The sequence below is a fragment of the Xanthobacter sp. YC-JY1 genome (assembly GCF_021730305.1).
GTDB lineage: Bacteria > Pseudomonadota > Alphaproteobacteria > Rhizobiales > Xanthobacteraceae > Xanthobacter > Xanthobacter flavus.
In genome coordinates this window covers 302113-315960 of sequence record NZ_CP032674.1, presented here as the reverse complement: position 1 = coordinate 315960, position 13848 = coordinate 302113, and the positions used below count along the sequence as shown (strand labels likewise).

The following is a 13848-nucleotide window of genomic DNA, read 5'->3' as shown; positions in this document are numbered from 1 at the left end:
AATGGAGCCGCCGATGCTGAAGGACAAGCGCATCCTCCTCCTCATCGGAGGGGGTATTGCCGCATATAAGTGCCTCGATCTGGCGCGCCGCCTCAAGGAGCGCGGCGCCACGGTCCGCGCCATCATGACCGAGGCGGCGGGGCGATTCGTGACACCCCTGTCGGTCGGGGCCATCACCGGCGAGCGGGTGTTCACCGACTTGTTCGATCTGACGGCGGAGCACGACATCGGCCATATCCGGCTGTCGCGGGAGGCGGACCTCCTCGTGGTGGCGCCGGCCACCGCCGATCTTCTCGCCCGCATGGCGCACGGTCTCGCCGATGACCTCGCCACCACCTGCCTTCTCGCCACCGACAAGCCGGTGCTGGTTGCCCCCGCCATGAACCCGCGCATGTGGGCGCACCCCGCCACACGCCGCAACGTCGCCCAGCTCAAAGCGGACGGGGTTTCCGTGGTCGGCCCCAATTCGGGAGCCATGGCCGAGCGCGGCGAGTTCGGCGAGGGCCGCATGGCGGAGCCGATGGAGATTCTCGCCGCCATCGAGGCGCATTTCGACGACGGCGCGTCGCGGCTGCTCGCGGGCCGCCGCATCCTCGTCACCTCGGGCCCGACCCACGAGCCCATCGATCCGGTGCGCTACATCGCCAATCGCTCCTCCGGCAAGCAGGGCCATGCGATCGCCGCCGCCGCCCGCGCCGCCGGCGCCGAGGTGGTGCTGGTCTCCGGCCCGGCCGAGGCAGCGGACCCCGCGGGCGTGCGCGTGATCCACGTGGAGAGCGCCCGCGACATGCTGGCCGCCGTGGAAGAGAACCTGCCGGTGGACGCCGCCGTCTTCGCCGCGGCGGTCGCCGACTGGCGGGTGGCCGACGCGTCGGAGCAAAAGATCAAGAAGGACGGCGGCGGCGCGCCCACCCTGACGCTGGTGGAGAATCCCGACATCCTCGCCTCGGTCTCGCGCCACCACACCCTGCGTCCGCGTCTGGTGATCGGCTTCGCGGCGGAGACCGAGCAGGTGGTGGCCCATGCCCGCGACAAGCGCCTGCGCAAGGGCTGCGACTGGATCGTCGCCAACGACGTGTCCCCCGCCACCGGCATCATGGGCGGCGACAGCAACACCGTGCACCTCGTCACCGCCGGCGGCGTGGAGGATTGGCCCTCGGCCACCAAGGCCGAGGTCGCCCGCCACCTCGTCGCCCGCATCGCCGCCGAACTTTCGGGAACCCATCCGTGACAACGCCCCCTGTGAAGATCCAGCGCCTGCCACACGCCGCAGGCCTCCCCCTGCCCGCTTATGCCACCCCCGGCGCCGCCGGCATGGACCTCGCCTGCGCCCTGCCGGCCGACGCGCCGCTCCTGCTGGCGCCGGGCGCGCGGGCCGCCATTCCCACCGGCTTCGCCATCGCCTTGCCTGACGGCTACGAGGCGCAGGTGCGGCCGCGCTCGGGCCTCGCCAAGAACCACGGCGTCACCGTGTTGAATGCACCGGGCACCGTGGATTGCGACTACCGGGGGGAGATCGCCGTCCTGCTCGTCAACCACGGCCGCGAGCCCCTGGAAATCAGCCGCGGCATGCGGATCGCGCAGCTCGTCGTGGCGCCGGTCGTTCAAATAATGCTGGAAGAAATCGGAGAATTGAGCGAAACTGCACGCGGTTCCGGTGGTTTTGGATCCACAGGCCTCGGTTCCACGTGATTTAGCCGTCGGTGGACGGCTGGGAGCAGTTTCACCTTTCGAGACGCCCGCCCTTAAAGGAAGCCGTCCCTCCGATGCCGCGCCTTTCCGACAAGAGCCTCCTCGCCATCGCCGCCGTGGTGGATGTGGCCGTCCACGCCCGTGGCGCTCCGGTTGCCGCCAAGGCGCTGGCCGCCCGCCACGGGCTTCCCCCCCGCCGGCTGGAGCCGGTGCTGCAGGCGCTTGTCCATGCCGGCGTCCTCAAGGGCGTGCGGGGCCCGCGCGGCGGCTACGAGCTGGCGCGGGAACGCCGCCGGGTGTCGGTCGCCGAGATCGTGCGGGTGGTCGAGGGCGCCGAGGAGGAAAAGGAGATCATCCTGCCGCCGCTGGTGACGGAAGTGGTCCAGCCCGCCGTGGCCGCTGCCGAGGACACGTTCGACACCGCCCTCGATGGCGTGACCCTCGAGGACCTCTGCCGTGCCGCCGACGACAAGGGGCACGGCTCGGAGCACGAGAGGATCGACTTCGCCATCTGAGTCCGGCCTCCGGGCCGGCGACGGCCCGGCCGGACTCACGCCGGAATCGACCCGGCGGCAGAAAAGGGTTCTATTTCCGCGCTCGAGAGTTCCCCCGAGGTAGAGCGTTCCCCACCCGCGAGGACAGGCCCCGCTTTTTGCGCCGGACGCAGCGCGGCGCGCCGGGAGGCCCGCCCGGAGCAGACGAGACAAGACAAGAAGGAGATCGCCCATGGCACAACCTGCCGCCAAGATCGTGTCCTCCGCGCCCCTCGTGGGCCGGGGCAGGGTCTATGATTCCATCACCGAGACCATCGGCAACACGCCGCTGGTGCGGCTCAAGCGGCTGCCCGAGCTGCGCGGAGCCAAGGCGGACATCCTCGCCAAGCTCGAATTCTTCAATCCCATCAGCAGCGTGAAGGACCGCATCGGCGTCGCCATGATCGACGCGATGGAAGCGGCCGGCGCGCTCGATGCGGACACCGTGCTGGTGGAGCCGACCTCCGGCAACACGGGCATCGCGCTCGCCTTCGTCGCGGCGGCCCGGGGCTACCGGCTCATCCTGGTCATGCCCGAGAGCATGTCCATCGAGCGCCGCAAGATGCTGACCCTGCTCGGCGCCGAGCTGGTGCTGACCCCCGCCAACCTCGGCATGAAGGGCGCCGTGTCGCGGGCCGAGCAGATCATCGCCGAGATGCCCAAGGCGGTGATGCCCCAGCAGTTCAAGAACAAGGCGAACCCCGAGGTGCACCGCCGCACCACGGCCGAGGAAATCTGGAACGACACCAACGGCAAGGTGGACGCGGTGGTGGCCGGCGTCGGCACCGGCGGCACCATCACCGGCATCGGCCAGGTGCTGAAGCCCCGTAAGGCCTCGCTCAAGATGATCGCGGTGGAGCCGGAGGATTCCCCGGTGCTCTCCGGCGGCCCTCCCGGCCCGCACAAGATCCAGGGCATCGGCGCCGGCTTCGTGCCCGAAGTGCTCGATCGCTCGATCATCGACGAGGTGGTGACGGTGGGCAACCAGACCGCCTTCGACACCGCCCGCGCGCTTGCCCGCTATGAAGGCATTCCCGGCGGCATCTCCTCCGGCGCCGCCGTGGCGGCCGCCTTGGAGCTGGCGGTGCGTGACGACATGGCCGGCAAGACCATCGTCGCCATCGTACCCTCCTTCGCCGAGCGCTATCTCTCGACCGCGCTGTTCGAAGGCCTCTGAGCCTTTGCCCGCGCCCCGGCACCGGCCGGGGCGCGGGCGCAATCTGCTTTCTGTCCAAGCCGCTGGAGCCGCAGCAGCGCCGCATGGCGGGCCGGATCATAGCCGGCGCCACCGGCCCGCGCGGCCTTTCGCACCGCGCGCAGCGCCCGTGCGATGCCCGCCGGCCCCTCGCAGAACACCTCCAGCCCGCGCATCAGCCGCCCGACCTGCATCTCGGCCGCCTCGGCCGCGAAGGCATGCGCCCGTCTGCCCTTCCCATCCGTACCGGCCATGCCGCTCCTCCCTGGATATCGGGCGATGCTGGAGCGGCGCTGGGGGCAGGAGGATAAATTCCTATTTCGCGAACATGGCAAAGACATGCCACAATTTAGCTATATGTCTGTTTTCAATGACGTTTATTCCCCTTCATCACAAACACAGGTTGCATTCTCTATCCCCCTCCCCTTGCAAGGGCGGATGATTGATGTAGGAATTTTTACCTACAGTGAGCGTCCCCGATGAGCCCTTTGCCCGCCGCCCCCTCGGTCGCCCGCCCCTCCGCCGACCCCGTCCGCGCCTCCCGGGGGTGCCGTCCGACCCGCCCGAAACCCTGCTGGCATCTGGCCGTCGCGGTGGCGGCGGCCGATGCCGGAATGACCGTGGACGCCTTGCTGGCGCACAGTCGCTCGACCGCGCCGGTGGCCCTCGCGCGGCAGCTCGCCATGTATCTCGCCCATGTGGGGCTGGGTCTGCCTCAGGCGGCGGTGGCGGCGGCGTTCGGCCGGGATCGCTCCACCGTCGCCCATGCCTGCCGGCGCATCGAGGAATTGCGGGACGCGACGGCGTTCGACCAGAAGGTCGGCCGGCTGGAAGCCTGCCTGCGCTGGGCGGCGGAGGCGTGACCATGGTGACGGGATCTGCAGGCGAAAGCGGCGTAAAATCAGCGTCTTCCGCCCGCCCTTCCGGTCGGGGCCGACGCCGGGCCGCAGCCAAGCCGGCGGCGGACAAACCGGGCTTCAACCCGGCGGAAAGCCCGCTCGCCTGGCTGGCGCGGCGGCAGGGCAAGGACGGCCGGACTATGGTGGATGCGGCCCAGTTGCAGGCGGGAGAGCGGCTCCGGGCCGATTTCACCCGGGCCAATCTTACCCCCCGCGTCACCAGCCGCTGGAGCGAGGTGTCGGGGGCCGGTACACCGGAAGCTTTCACCGACATGGTGCTGGCGGCCAAGCTCCGGGTCTCCCGCGCGCTCACTGCGGTGGGGCCGGAATTGTCCGGCGTATTGCTGGACGTCTGCTGCTTTCTCAAGGGGTTGGAGACGGTGGAGCGGGAGCGCCGATGGCCGGCGCGCACCGCCAAGGTGGTACTGTGCCTCGCCCTCGACCGCCTCGCCGCCCATTACGGGATTTCCGCCTCGGCCACCGGCCGCGACCGGGCCAGGATGCGGGCGTGGCAGGCGCCGGAGACTGCGGAGGCCGAAAGTTAAGTCAGGACAAGGCCCTGGCCGTGTCGCGGATGATTTGGAAGGCGGCGTCCACGTCGCCTTCCGTCGTCTCAATTGCCCCCGCCTGGAAGCGGATGGCCAGATGCCCGTCGATGCGGGTGGGGGTGAGATAGAGGGCGCCGCCGTCATTAATGGCGGTGAGAATCGCCAGCATGTGGGCGTCGAGGTCGCGCCCGTCGCCGGGGTCGTGGCGGAAGGTGAAGAGGGACAGCACCGGCGTGCTCGCCAGCGCAAATCCCGGTTCCGCCGCGAGCCTGCCGGCCAGGGCCTGCGACCAGCGCACATGGTTGCGCAGCATCTCCCGAAGCCCGTTAAGTCCATGCGCACGCAGGACAAACCAGAGCTTCAGCGCGCGGAAGCGGCGGCCGAGCTGCACCGTCCATTCGCTGTAATTGGTGATGTCGTCGTGGCCGTGGGTCTTCAGATACTCCGGCTGGATGGACAGGGTGCGCAGGTGGTCGTCCACGCTTTTGAGGTAATGGGCGGAGCAGTCGAACTGCACGCCCAGCCATTTGTGCGGATTGAGCACGATGCTGTCCGCCGCCTCCACCCCCGCCCACAGATCGCGGAACTCGGGGCAGATCATCGCCGTGCCCGCCCATGCCGCATCGGCATGCACGAACAGGCCATGCCGATGCGCGATTCGAATGAGTTCGGGTGGGGAATCGATGGCGCCGGTGCCGGTTCCACCGATGCAGAGAACGAGTCCGGCCGGCCGGTGCCCGGCGGCGCGGTCGGCGGCGATGGCGACCTCCAGGGCGGCCGGGTCCATGCCCCGCAGCGGACCCTTGGTCGGTATCCGGATGAGGTTGTCAGCACCGATGCCGGACACCCACGCCGCCCGGTCGATGGAGGTATGGACTTCCGCCGACGCATAGACCCTGAGCCGCTCGCGCCCGGCGAGGCCGGTGGCGTTGCCGGTGAAGCCCAGCGCCCGCTCGCGCATGGTGAGGAAGGCGCAGAGGGTGGCGGAGGAGGCGGAATCCTGGATGACGCCGGTGAAATCCGCCGGCAGGCCCACCGCCTGGCGCAGCCAGTCCAGCGCCACGCCTTCCAGCTCGGTCGCGGCCGGCGAGGTCTGCCACAGCAGGCATTGCGCCCCCATGGCGGAGGAGAGCATCTCCGCGATCACGCTGGCGGGGCTGGCGTTGGCGGGAAAGTAGGCGAAGAAGCGCGGATGCTGCCAGTGGGTCATGCCCGGTACGATGATGCGCCGGAAATCCTCGAACAGGGCCGCCATGGGCTCCGCCTCTTCCGGCGGACTTTGGGGAAGCTGGGCGGCGATCTCGCCGGGCTTCGTGCGGGCGCGGACGGGCTGGTCCCGGAGCGTCTCGCGATAGTCCGCCGCGAAGGTCGCCGCCTCGTGCGCCCAATGGCGGAAGGTGTCCCCGTCCATTCCTGATCCTCGTCACTACCGGAGGGGGACATAGCCGACTTCGCCGGCGCGGCAAACGCAGGCGGGCTGCGACAGCTTGAGCGGGAGGGAGCGCCCTCCCGCCTTCGTGTCCGCTACAGGCCCTTCTCCATGCTAGTGTCTCAAGGGAAAGGGCTTTCCCCGGAGCCCCGGCCGCACTAAGACGGCGCGAAAGCTCCGGACGCAGGCGGCCACAGCCCGCCGACGCGGAGCCCGACACGACCACGAGACGCGCCGACGAGACCGGTGCGCCGCAAGAACGAGGCCCGCGAGGATATGCCCCAATACCGCTCCCGCACGTCCACCCACGGTCGCAACATGGCCGGCGCCCGCGGCCTGTGGCGCGCCACCGGCATGAAGGACGGCGATTTCGGCAAGCCGATCATCGCGGTGGTGAATTCCTTCACCCAGTTCGTGCCCGGCCACGTGCACCTCAAGGACCTCGGCCAGCTGGTGGCGCGCGAGATCGAGAAGGCCGGCGGCGTCGCCAAGGAGTTCAACACCATCGCGGTGGATGACGGCATCGCCATGGGCCATGACGGCATGCTCTATTCCCTGCCGTCCCGCGAGATCATCGCCGACAGCGTGGAATACATGGTCAACGCCCACTGCGCCGACGCCATGGTCTGCATCTCCAATTGCGACAAGATCACCCCCGGCATGCTGATGGCCGCCATGCGCCTCAACATCCCGGCCGTGTTCGTCTCGGGCGGCCCCATGGAGGCCGGCAAGGTGCTGCTCTCCACCGGCGAGAAGAAGGTGGACCTCATCGACGCCATGATCGCCGCCGCCGACGACAAAGTGTCGGACGCCGACGTGACGGTGATGGAGCGGTCCGCCTGCCCCACCTGTGGCTCGTGCTCGGGCATGTTCACCGCCAATTCCATGAACTGCCTCACCGAGGCGCTGGGCCTCGCGCTGCCCGGCAACGGCTCGGTGCTCGCCACCCATGCCGACCGCGAGCGGCTGTTCGTGGAGGCCGGCCACCTCATCGTCGATCTCGCCCGCCGCTATTACGAGCAGGACGATGCCGGCGTGCTGCCGCGGTCCATCGCCTCGTTCAAGGCGTTCGAGAACGCCATGACGCTGGACATCTCCATGGGCGGCTCCACCAATACGGTGCTGCACCTGCTGGCCGCCGCCAACGAGGGCGAAGTGCCCTTCACCATGGCGGACATCGACCGGCTGTCGCGCAAGGTGCCGGTGCTGTGCAAGGTCGCCCCCGCTGTCGCCAACATCCATATGGAGGACGTGCACCGCGCCGGCGGCATCATGGCCATCCTCGGCGAGCTGGATCGCGGCGGCCTCATCCACACCGATCTGCCCACCGTGCACGCGCCGACCATGGCCGATGCGCTGGACCGCTGGGACGTGGTGCGCACCAAGAGCGAGAGCGTCGGCACCTTCTTCCGCGCCGCGCCCGGCGGCGTGCCCACCCAGGTGGCGTTCAGCCAGTCCCGCCGCTGGGACGACCTCGACCTCGACCGCGAGGCCGGTGTCATCCGCAATGTGGAGCACGCTTATTCCAAGGACGGCGGCCTCGCCGTGCTCTACGGCAACATCGCGCTGGACGGCTGCATCGTGAAGACGGCGGGCGTGGACGCATCCATCCTGAAGTTCACCGGCAAGGCGCGCATCTTCGAGAGCCAGGACGCGGCGGTGGAGGCCATCCTCTCCACCGGGCGCATCCAGCCCGGCGACGTGGTTCTGATCCGCTATGAGGGGCCGCGCGGCGGGCCGGGCATGCAGGAGATGCTGTATCCGACCTCCTATCTGAAGTCGAAGGGCCTCGGGAAGGCGTGCGCGCTGGTCACCGACGGGCGCTTCTCGGGCGGCTCCTCGGGCCTGTCCATCGGCCATTGCTCGCCGGAAGCGGCGGAAGGCGGCGCCATCGGCCTCGTGGAAGAGGGTGACACCATCGAGATCGATATCCCGAACCGGGTGATCCGCGTGGCGGTGTCCGACGAGGTGCTGGCCGAGCGCCGTGCCGCCATGGAAGCCAAGGGTGCCGCCGCCTGGAAGCCGGAGAACCGCAAGCGCGTCGTCTCCCAGGCCCTCCAGGCCTACGCCGCCCTCACCACCTCCGCCGCCCGCGGCGCGGTGCGCGACGTGAACAGCATCCGCCGCTGAGTAAAAACGGCGGCGGGCCTTCTCCCGCCGCCACCGTCGCCGGGCCGGTCAGCCCACGACGCTGCGGCAATAGAGATCGCGGCCGCCGTCCTTTGCCGCGTAGAGCGCGGCATCCGCCGCCGCGAACAGGTCGTCGAGATTCTCGCCCCGCGCGGTGGCCCCGCCGATGCTCGCCGTCACCCGGCCGCCGGAGGGGTGGGGAATGTTCTCCGCCCGCAGCGCCGCCAGCAGCGCGGCCCCCACAGCATCGCAGCCGGCCTCGTCGGTATCGGGCAGGATCACCGCGAATTCCTCGCCGCCATAGCGCGCCGCCGTGTCCTGCGCGCGGGCCGGCTGCCGCGCCAGCACGCCGCCGATGGCGGCCAGCACCGCATCCCCCGCCTGATGGCCCCACAGGTCGTTGACCACCTTGAAGTGGTCGACATCGATCACCAGCAGCGACAGCGGGCCGGCGAGGCGCTGGGCCCGGCGCACCGCGCGCTCCATCGCCTCGTCGAAGCTGCGCCGGTTGAGCAGGCCGGTGAGGTCATCCACCTGCGATTTGCGCGCGAGGTCGAGATTGAGGCGCAGCAGCTCCACCTCGTCCGCGGCCACCGCCGCGAGGTCCAGCAGCGGGCCGAAATCGAAGGCCTCCTGGTCCCGCGCCTCCCGCCCCATCACGCACAGCGAGCCGATGACCAGTTCGGGCGCCACCATCAGCGGCGCGCCGGCATAGAAACGCAGCGGCAGGTGCGCCACGGCGGGATGGCCGGCGAGGCGCGGATCGCACGCCATGTCGCCGATCACCAGCGGCGCGCCGCTGTTCACCATCACGTTGCAGACGGTGTCGCGCCGGGGGACGCTCGCCGGCACGAGATCCGACGTGCGCGATTTCTGCCACTGGTGGGTCGCGTCGATGAGGCCGAGGAAGGCGACGTCCGCCCCGTAGAGCCGGCGGGCCAGCCGAGTCAGGCGGTCGAATCGTTCGTCCGGCGGGCTATCCATGAGGCCGCATGTCGCAAGGACGGCGAGGCGGTCGGCCTCGTTGGCGGGGGCGGCGGGGGGTGACCACACGGGCTGGACCTCGATCGATGACGCTGGGGCGGGCGGACCGGTCGGCGGCGAAGGTGGGGATAACTCTTGTTGAGGCTGGCAGGTACCCCCCGCTGGCGCAACGGGCGTGCAGGAGGCGCACGGGCGTCGGCACAACCTGGAAGCGTGTCGCCCTTGCAGCTCTGGAGAGCGCGGGCGCGGGATGGATGATTCGCGGAAGGGACGCACGCGAATCGGACGATGATTCGCGGAAGCCGTGACGGCGCCTCAACGAGCCACATCGAATCGCGTGGACCGCACCTGATTGGGGTGGCGACCCTGCGGGACCGACGGCTGGGATGTCACGGGCGGGAGAAAGACCCGGAAAAGCCTGCTGGGTGCTTCAGGCCGGGTAGAAATTTGGTGGAGCCAGGCGGAATCGAACCGCCGACCTCTTGAATGCCATTCAAGCGCTCTCCCAACTGAGCTATGGCCCCACCGGGCCGCGGGCTGCGCACTTTCCGCTCGATCACCAAGGTCGAAAAACCTCGGCAGGAGAGCCAGTTAGCGCGCCGGGAAGTCCCGCGGCGGGGTGCCCGGCGACTCACGTCCGCCGAGCGAGAGCGGCCTTAAAGCACAGGCCGCGTCGGGTATCAAGCCTCTTCGTCGTCTTCGAGGCCCTCACCGATCAGATCGGAGACATCGTCCCCATCATCTTCGTCTTCTTCGAGGAACGTGTCGTCGTCACCGGCCTCGATGTCGTCGTCCACGTCCACGTCGTCGCCGACCACCACCTTGGCGGGGGCGGCGGCTTCCTCGTCGGCTTCCTCGAGGCTGATGACCTCGGCCTCGGCCTCCTCGCCATCCGCCTCTTCGGCGACGGCTGCACGCGGCTCGGCGCGGCTGGCGCCGCGGGCTGCGGGTTCAAAATAGGACCTTGGATAGGATTCCCCCGTGAACGGCGACACGATGGGGTCCTTGTTGAGGTCGTAAAACTTGCGCCCCGTGACAGGACAGATGCGCTTGGTGCCGAGTTCGGGCTTCGCCACGGCAAAGTTCCTCGGGAGCTGTATAAGGAGCGTGCTCCATTGGCGTTTCGCCCGCCCCCTGTCAAGGGCAGATCATCATGGCGTCGCAACAGCGTGACGCCGCGGGCTGGGGCATGCTAGACGACGGCCCGAAAAGAACATGCGGCGATCGCCCGGCGAACGGCCGGCTTTAGACCGCCCGAGCGAGGCAAGAATGGCCCATCCCGAACCCGCAACCGCAGGCGCTTCCGAAGCTCACGGCCACGGCACGGGCGAGGCCCGCCCCGCCACCGGGCGCCGCTCCCCCGCGCTCTCGGGCCGGGTCCGGGTTCCCGGCGACAAGTCGGTGTCGCATCGGGCGCTGATCTTCGGGCTGTTCGCGGAGGGCACCACCCACATCACCGGCCTGCTCGAAGGCGAGGATGTGCTGAATACCGCCAAGGCCTGCGGGGCCTTGGGGGCCTGCGTCACCCGCACCGGCGAGGGCGCGTGGGAGGTGACGGGCACCGGCGGCCGCGGCCTTGCCTCCCCCGCCGCCCCGCTTGATTTCGGCAATTCCGGCACCGGCGTGCGGCTGATGATGGGCGCGGTGGCCGGCCAGCACGTCATCGCCGGCTTTGACGGGGATGCGAGCCTGCGCCGCCGCCCCATGAAGCGCGTGCTCGATCCGCTCACCCAGATGGGCGTCGAGCTGGTCTCCTCGGCCGAGGGCGGCCGCCTGCCGCTCACCCTCAAGGGCAGCTCCGAGACCAAGGCCATCACCTACGAGACCCCGGTTCCCTCCGCGCAGGTGAAGTCCGCCGTGCTGCTCGCCGGCCTCGGTGCCGAAGGCGAGACGGTGGTGATCGAGCGCGAGGCCACCCGCGACCATACCGAGCGGATGCTGGAGCATTTCGGCGCCGAGATTTCCGTCGAGCCCCACGGCGCCCATGGCCGCCGCATCACGCTGAAGGGCCGTCCGCACCTCGTCGCCGCGCCGGTGGACGTGCCGGCCGATCCCTCCTCCGCCGCCTTCCCGCTGGTGGCGGCGCTGATCGTGCCCGGGTCGGATATCGTCCTCACCGACGTGATGATGAACCCGCTGCGCACCGGCCTCATCACCACCCTCCTCGAAATGGGCGCAGACATCACCGTCGTCGCCGAGCGCACCGAGGGCGGCGAGCGGGTGGCGGACCTCCGGGTGCGCCATTCCCGCCTGAAGGGCGTGGAAGTGCCTCCCGAGCGGGCGCCGGCCATGGTCGACGAATATCCCGTCCTCGCCGTCGCCGCGGCCTTTGCCGAGGGCACCACGGCCATGCGCGGCCTGTCCGAGCTGCGGGTGAAGGAGAGCGACCGCCTCGCCGCCGTGGCGGCCGGCCTTGCCGCCTGCGGCATCGCCCACGAGGTGAAGGGCGACGACCTCCTCGTCACCGGCGCCGCGACGGTCAAGGGCGGCGGGCCGGTGGAGACCCATATGGACCACCGCATCGCCATGTCCTTCCTGGTTCTGGGGCTTGCCAGCACGGACGGCGTGAGCGTGGACGACGTGGCCTTCATCGCCACCTCCTTCCCCACCTTCATGCCCATGATGCGCGGCCTCGGCGCCGTCATCGACTGACGGGGCGGCCATGGTCATCGCCATCGACGGGCCGGCCGCGTCCGGCAAGGGTACGCTGGCCCGGCGGCTCGCTGCTTATTACGGCCTGCCGCATCTGGACACCGGCCTGCTCTACCGGGCAGTGGCCGCGCGATGCATCGCGCTGGGCCGGCTCGGCGACGAGGCGGCATCCGAACAGGCCGCGCAGACGCTGGATGTGGCGGACCTCGATCCCGAAGCCCTGCGCACGGCGGAACTGGGCGAAGGCGCGTCCGTGGTGGCGGCGCGGCCGGGCGTGCGCGCGGCGCTGCTCGACCTCCAGCGCCGGTTCGCCAGCCAGCCGGGCGGCGCAGTGCTGGATGGGCGCGACATCGGCACCGTCATCTGCCCGGACGCCCCCGCCAAGCTGTTCGTCACCGCGCGGCCGGACGTGCGGGCCGAGCGGCGCTTCCGCGAGCTGCTGGGACGGGGAGAGGATATCTCCTATGACGCGGTTCTGGCGGACATCCTGAAGCGCGACGAGCGCGATTCCGGCCGCTCCAGCGCGCCGCTCCTCAAGGCGGATGACGCCGTGCTGCTCGACACCTCCGACCTCGGCATCGAGGCCGCCTTCACGGCGGCGCTCGCCATCGTCGAGGCGCGCCGGGGCTAGGCTGCGAGGGAAAGCTGCGGGCGGATGCGGAGGGCGAATGCCTCCAGGTCCGCCATCCGCTTGTCGAAGGCCGGCGCCAGCGGCTTCAGGACCAGCGAACGCGGCGCCAGCTCGCGCTCCAGCGCAGCCACCTGATCGGTCACGTCCGCCTCCGTTCCGATGAGCGAATCCGCGATCATCCGATCGAGGTCGAACCACGGCGCCCAGTCCGGGCGCACCTTTTCCGTGGTCGCCTTCATGCGCTCGACGAACGGAGCGAGGAAGGCCCGCGCCTCCGCCTGCGCCTGCGCCCGGCTGTCGGCGAGGTGGAGGAAGCGCAGGAGAGTGAGGCATCGTCCCGCCTCCGGGGCGGCGGCGCGATACTGCCTGACGCTCTCCGTGATGCCGGTGAGGGGAAAGGGCGGCGCCGCCATGATGCCGTAGCCGCGCCGGGCGGCGAGGGCCACCGTCTCGGCCGTCGCCGAGGCGATGTGGATGGGCACGGGCGCCTGAACCGGACGCGGCACCAGCTCAAGGCCGTTGACCTTGAAGAAGGTCCCCTCGCGGGTCACCGGTCCGCCCTCCAGCAGCGCGGCGACAAGATCGAGCGCTTCCAGCATCCGGCCGCGGCTCTCCGCCCCGGCCACGCCGAAATGCTGCTCGTGCAGGGGAAAGGGGCCGCCGCGACCGACGCCGAGTTCGAGCCGCCCGCCGGAGAGGATGTCCACCGTGGCCGCGTCTTCAGCCACGCCCACGGGATGATGCAGCGGCAGCAGCACCGCCGCGGCGCCGAGCCGGATGCGCGTGGTGCGGCCGGCGAGATAAGCGAGGATGGCGAGGCAGGAGGGGCTCGCCGCCTGCGGATTGAAATGATGTTCGGCGATCCACGCTTCCTCGAAGCCGAGATCCTCCACCCGCTCGACCAGCGCGGTCTGCTCGGCATAGGCGGAGGCGTAGTCCTGCCGGGGGTTTTCATAGGTGCAGAAGAGGCCCAGTCGCATGGCAATCCCCGGAGCGGAATGAGAGGGCGCCCGCTTGCGGCCGGCACCCCGCATGAAATAACGCTATATTAGTTTGAATATAGCTTCCGCGCCATGCTCCGGCGCCGCCGGCCCGCGCTGCGACGTTTCGCCCTTTTCTCCCCGGCGGCGGCGCCCTATGCAGGACGCCGAACAT

15 protein-coding genes and 1 tRNA gene are annotated in these 13848 nt (G+C 70.0%); 10 read left to right on the top strand and 6 right to left on the bottom strand.

The genetic code is table 11. From position 1 onward, the window contains the following. Nucleotides 1-13 precede the first annotated feature (13 nt). From coaBC to cysK, 4 genes are all read left to right on the top strand, one after another. Nucleotides 14-1231, top strand: coding sequence for a bifunctional phosphopantothenoylcysteine decarboxylase/phosphopantothenate--cysteine ligase CoaBC (gene coaBC / locus D7006_RS01530; RefSeq protein ID WP_237355300.1), 1218 nt, complete (start codon nucleotides 14-16; stop codon nucleotides 1229-1231). Then, complete coding sequence (gene dut, locus D7006_RS01525) at nucleotides 1228-1692, top strand: dUTP diphosphatase (protein WP_237355299.1); 465 nt, start codon at nucleotides 1228-1230, stop codon at nucleotides 1690-1692. The genes coaBC and dut overlap by 4 nt, the downstream gene beginning before the upstream one ends. Nucleotides 1693-1766: 74 nt before the next feature. After that, the gene (locus D7006_RS01520; RefSeq protein WP_024281083.1) at nucleotides 1767-2207 is read left to right on the top strand and encodes an Rrf2 family transcriptional regulator; all 441 of its coding nucleotides are present in this window, start codon (nucleotides 1767-1769) and stop codon (nucleotides 2205-2207) included. A 211-nt stretch (nucleotides 2208-2418) separates the two neighbouring features. After that, nucleotides 2419-3402 carry a cysteine synthase A gene (gene cysK, locus D7006_RS01515; RefSeq protein WP_169124788.1) on the top strand — a complete coding sequence of 328 codons (984 nt, stop codon included), beginning with the start codon at nucleotides 2419-2421 and terminating at the stop codon, nucleotides 3400-3402. Here the strand turns inward: cysK and D7006_RS01510 are convergent. Next, nucleotides 3369-3674, bottom strand: a complete 306-nt coding sequence (locus tag D7006_RS01510; RefSeq protein ID WP_237355298.1) for a hypothetical protein — start codon at nucleotides 3672-3674, stop codon at nucleotides 3369-3371. The two genes, cysK and D7006_RS01510, sit on opposite strands and share 34 nt — an antisense overlap. Nucleotides 3675-3699: 25 nt before the next feature. On the opposite strand from D7006_RS01510, the gene D7006_RS01505 reads away from it, so the two are divergent. The 3 genes from D7006_RS01505 to D7006_RS01495 are packed head-to-tail and all read left to right on the top strand — an operon-like array spanning nucleotide 3700 to nucleotide 4864. Beyond that, nucleotides 3700-3903: a hypothetical protein gene (locus tag D7006_RS01505; protein WP_237355297.1), complete on the top strand. Its 204-nt coding sequence runs from the start codon at nucleotides 3700-3702 to the stop codon at nucleotides 3901-3903. Further along, nucleotides 3900-4283, top strand: a complete 384-nt coding sequence (locus D7006_RS01500; protein WP_237355296.1) for a helix-turn-helix domain-containing protein — start codon at nucleotides 3900-3902, stop codon at nucleotides 4281-4283. Before D7006_RS01505 ends, D7006_RS01500 begins: the two co-directional genes overlap by 4 nt. 2 nt (nucleotides 4284-4285) lie before the next feature. Next, nucleotides 4286-4864, top strand: coding sequence for a DUF6456 domain-containing protein (locus D7006_RS01495; RefSeq protein ID WP_237355295.1), 579 nt, complete (start codon nucleotides 4286-4288; stop codon nucleotides 4862-4864). A gap of 1 nt (nucleotide 4865) precedes the next feature. On the opposite strand, the gene D7006_RS01490 is transcribed toward D7006_RS01495, so the two are convergent. After that, nucleotides 4866-6278: a pyridoxal-dependent decarboxylase gene (locus D7006_RS01490; protein ID WP_237355294.1), complete on the bottom strand. Its 1413-nt coding sequence runs from the start codon at nucleotides 6276-6278 to the stop codon at nucleotides 4866-4868. A 294-nt stretch (nucleotides 6279-6572) separates the two neighbouring features. Between D7006_RS01490 and ilvD the strand changes: the two genes are divergently transcribed. Beyond that, a complete protein-coding gene (gene ilvD / locus D7006_RS01485; protein WP_237356833.1) occupies nucleotides 6573-8426 on the top strand; it encodes a dihydroxy-acid dehydratase in 1854 nt (617 codons plus the stop codon). A gap of 48 nt (nucleotides 8427-8474) precedes the next feature. Here ilvD and D7006_RS01480 read toward each other — a convergent pair whose 3' ends face one another. The 3 genes from D7006_RS01480 to D7006_RS01470 form a co-directional block, all read right to left on the bottom strand. Beyond that, nucleotides 8475-9479 (bottom strand): diguanylate cyclase, encoded by a 1005-nt coding sequence (locus tag D7006_RS01480; RefSeq protein ID WP_237355293.1) that lies wholly within the window; start codon nucleotides 9477-9479, stop codon nucleotides 8475-8477. 379 nt (nucleotides 9480-9858) lie between these two features. Next, nucleotides 9859-9934 (bottom strand) — tRNA-Ala (locus D7006_RS01475). Between the two features lie 156 nt (nucleotides 9935-10090). Then, nucleotides 10091-10486, bottom strand: a complete 396-nt coding sequence (locus D7006_RS01470) for a TIGR02300 family protein (protein WP_169124791.1) — start codon at nucleotides 10484-10486, stop codon at nucleotides 10091-10093. Nucleotides 10487-10679: 193 nt separating this feature from the next. On the opposite strand from D7006_RS01470, the gene aroA reads away from it, so the two are divergent. Both aroA and cmk read left to right on the top strand, forming a co-directional pair. Then, on the top strand, nucleotides 10680-12062 hold the full coding sequence (aroA, locus tag D7006_RS01465) for a 3-phosphoshikimate 1-carboxyvinyltransferase (RefSeq protein WP_237355292.1): 1383 nt from the start codon (nucleotides 10680-10682) through the stop codon (nucleotides 12060-12062). Between the two features lie 10 nt (nucleotides 12063-12072). Then, nucleotides 12073-12693, top strand: coding sequence for a (d)CMP kinase (gene cmk / locus D7006_RS01460; protein ID WP_237355291.1), 621 nt, complete (start codon nucleotides 12073-12075; stop codon nucleotides 12691-12693). On the opposite strand, the gene D7006_RS01455 is transcribed toward cmk, so the two are convergent. Continuing rightward, a complete protein-coding gene (locus D7006_RS01455; RefSeq protein ID WP_237355290.1) occupies nucleotides 12690-13673 on the bottom strand; it encodes an LLM class flavin-dependent oxidoreductase in 984 nt (327 codons plus the stop codon). The genes cmk and D7006_RS01455 overlap by 4 nt on opposite strands. Between the last annotated feature and the right edge of the window lie 175 nt (nucleotides 13674-13848).

What these genes read in the sequence shown, in the direction of transcription:
- coaBC (WP_237355300.1), top strand. Translation starts at nt 14, where the DNA reads ATGCTGAAGGACAAGCGCATCCTCCTCCTCATCGGAGGGGGTATTGCC.
- D7006_RS01520 (WP_024281083.1), top strand. Translation starts at nt 1,767, where the DNA reads ATGCCGCGCCTTTCCGACAAGAGCCTCCTCGCCATCGCCGCCGTGGTG.
- cysK (WP_169124788.1), top strand. Translation starts at nt 2,419, where the DNA reads ATGGCACAACCTGCCGCCAAGATCGTGTCCTCCGCGCCCCTCGTGGGC.
- D7006_RS01510 (WP_237355298.1), bottom strand. Translation starts at nt 3,674, where the DNA reads ATGGCCGGTACGGATGGGAAGGGCAGACGGGCGCATGCCTTCGCGGCC.
- D7006_RS01505 (WP_237355297.1), top strand. Translation starts at nt 3,700, where the DNA reads ATGCTGGAGCGGCGCTGGGGGCAGGAGGATAAATTCCTATTTCGCGAA.
- D7006_RS01500 (WP_237355296.1), top strand. Translation starts at nt 3,900, where the DNA reads ATGAGCCCTTTGCCCGCCGCCCCCTCGGTCGCCCGCCCCTCCGCCGAC.
- D7006_RS01495 (WP_237355295.1), top strand. Translation starts at nt 4,286, where the DNA reads ATGGTGACGGGATCTGCAGGCGAAAGCGGCGTAAAATCAGCGTCTTCC.
- D7006_RS01490 (WP_237355294.1), bottom strand. Translation starts at nt 6,278, where the DNA reads ATGGACGGGGACACCTTCCGCCATTGGGCGCACGAGGCGGCGACCTTC.
- ilvD (WP_237356833.1), top strand. Translation starts at nt 6,573, where the DNA reads ATGCCCCAATACCGCTCCCGCACGTCCACCCACGGTCGCAACATGGCC.
- aroA (WP_237355292.1), top strand. Translation starts at nt 10,680, where the DNA reads ATGGCCCATCCCGAACCCGCAACCGCAGGCGCTTCCGAAGCTCACGGC.
- cmk (WP_237355291.1), top strand. Translation starts at nt 12,073, where the DNA reads ATGGTCATCGCCATCGACGGGCCGGCCGCGTCCGGCAAGGGTACGCTG.
- D7006_RS01455 (WP_237355290.1), bottom strand. Translation starts at nt 13,673, where the DNA reads ATGCGACTGGGCCTCTTCTGCACCTATGAAAACCCCCGGCAGGACTAC.